This window comes from Microvirga brassicacearum (assembly GCF_008757455.1).
In the GTDB taxonomy this organism is placed as follows: Bacteria; Pseudomonadota; Alphaproteobacteria; order Rhizobiales; family Beijerinckiaceae; genus Microvirga; species Microvirga brassicacearum.
Genome location: NZ_VCMV01000011.1, coordinates 1 through 1,440, shown reverse-complemented (window position 1 = coordinate 1,440; position 1,440 = coordinate 1). Strand labels below are relative to the sequence as shown.

At 59.8% G+C, this 1,440-nt stretch carries 2 protein-coding genes; one reads left to right on the top strand and one right to left on the bottom strand.

Going from position 1 to position 1,440, the window contains the following annotated elements; translation table 11 throughout:
* Nucleotides 1–182: IS66 family transposase zinc-finger binding domain-containing protein (locus FEZ63_RS07285; protein WP_150942985.1), on the top strand; the 182-nt coding region annotated here is incomplete at its 5' end.
* 89 nt (nucleotides 183–271) lie between these two features.
* Here FEZ63_RS07285 and FEZ63_RS07280 read toward each other — a convergent pair.
* On the bottom strand, nucleotides 272–1,423 hold the full coding sequence (locus FEZ63_RS07280) for a hypothetical protein (protein ID WP_150942984.1): 1,152 nt from the start codon (nucleotides 1,421–1,423) through the stop codon (nucleotides 272–274).
* Between the last annotated feature and the right edge of the window lie 17 nt (nucleotides 1,424–1,440).

The window sequence follows — 1,440 nt, the reverse complement described above, 5'->3', positions numbered from 1 at the left end:
TGCCGTCCCACTTCAAGGTCATCCGGCACATCCGTCCCAAGATGAGCTGCCGCGACTGCGAGACCATCGTGCGAGACGCGCCGACGGATATGCCTCGCTATCGCCGATCTAGTCTGGACATTTTGGGGCGACCTGAAGGGCTGTGGGGGGCCGCTAGCGGACTGGCAGGTATTGGCGAGTGAAAGCGGAAACTGCCGCCCGCACCGACTGCGGATCGGTTAAACCATAGCGGTTGTCTAAGCCTTTACACCAGCGATGCACGAGTTAGCGATCACGTGGCCGACAATTCCCTAGCCACCGACATAAAGTAGTCCGGAAAGTCCTTCAGCGCGATGAACACGGCGTCGCGGTTCTTGCGGCACAGCCTCCTGACCGCTGACCGGTCCGCAATGCCAAGAAAGGCTGCGGCAAGCGCCTGCGCCACGACTCTGTCCGCGAAGCCAGCCTCGTAGAATGCGTTCGATGGATCGTCGCCCAGTCCATTCTTGACCTGTCGCTGAAACGACGCGACCGCGTCACAAAGCTTCTGGCTAACCGGTTCGGCTAAATCGGTGATGGACGCCAGAATCATTGCCAGATGATAACCAAATCCGTCTTCGCAGATGGACACGGCGTGTTCAGCCGTAGGCCAGCTGTTGCCGATCTTGACCCCGGCGGCCACGAGGTCCGCCTGAATCTCAGAGAATGTTGATCCGACTATCCATGACTTGAGCGCGGGAAGCACGACCAGTTTCGTGTCGAGGCCCCGCAAGGATTTAGCTGCTACGAACGGTAGAGCCTGTTCCACAACAAGCTCAAGCAAAGTCCCTTCCTCCGCTGCCTTCAGCAGCACGGCTTGATGGGCGGTCAGCCATGTGCTCAAGACCTTGATGTCGGCAGGTGGCAACGGCGACTTACGGATCAGCGCGCGATAGTCTGCGTCGGCGTTGCCCTTTAGCTTCGCCGCAATGGCCGAGAAAACCTCGAGGAGCTTTGCGCGCGTCGCCCCATCCGCCAAGTGGTACGCCAACGTGTTCGCAGCAAGGTCCTCGACCTTTTTCGCCGCATCAGGATCGTCCACATCGACATGGGTCGCCAGGTAAGCGGCAATGCTCTGAATGGCACGCGCGCGCCCCGTGATGTAGTCGCGGAACTCACTGCCACTAATAACGTCATACTTCGCGACTACCGCATCGACGACCGCTTCGATGGTTCCGGCATCCGCAAAGACAAGGTCCAGCCAGGCGGGGTCCGCCGGCAGGACCACCGGGGGTACGGCCTGCTGGTAATCGTCGAAAATCTCCAAGATGCTGCTCTTGCTGGGTTCAGCGTTGGTTGCGTCGAGCAGCTTCTTCGCGGCAACCCAGCGCCACCTTTGGTTGTAGTTCTCCCTTCCATCGAAGATTTCGGCAGCCGAGAAAATCACGCTGCTTTCCGTGTGCATGCCCGCGCGTCCCGCCC